The following is a 543-nucleotide window of genomic DNA, read 5'->3' on the forward strand; positions in this document are numbered from 1 at the left end:
TGAGGTAATACATTGTTCGAATGAGACGATGTATAGAGGCAATCGCATGTGGCTTGGTTGAAGCTATTGTCGATTGTCTTTTTCGTTTCTCATAAAAGTCGGCGATATGGCAGGGATTGGTATGACTAGCTGAAGCGATGTTATGAATGCACTTGAACAAGATTTTTCTGCATAGGGATTACCTCACTTAGTAATGTGTTCCTTGGCGAGAAAGTTCCCAGATTCATAGTGTCTCAGGTCAATGCCAATAAAAGCATTGATTTGATTGGTAGACTGAAAGCGACGAATATCTCCCAATTCGCCAATGATAGATGTCGCTGTGGTTTCTGCGATGCCAGGAATTGATCGTAAGATGTCATACTCTGGTAAAGGCTGAGCTAGAGCTACCATGTCGTCTAAGACAACCTGTCTGTGCCCAGAAAGACGAAGCAATTCTTGAGCATAGTAACGAACCTCTTCAAGCATTGGGGAGATTTTCTTGACCGCACAAAAAGATTGTTTAGCGAGTTTTATAAGTTTATCAGTCAGATAAGCAATACGCTT

The 543-nt window shown here is 41.6% G+C and carries 1 pseudogene; it reads right to left on the minus strand.

What is annotated here, in order from left to right:
- Positions 1 to 543, minus strand: a pseudogene (locus tag QM469_RS10560) (transposase); the annotation flags it as partial.

This window comes from Streptococcus infantis (assembly GCF_047464215.1).
Lineage (GTDB): Bacteria > Bacillota > Bacilli > Lactobacillales > Streptococcaceae > Streptococcus > Streptococcus infantis_P.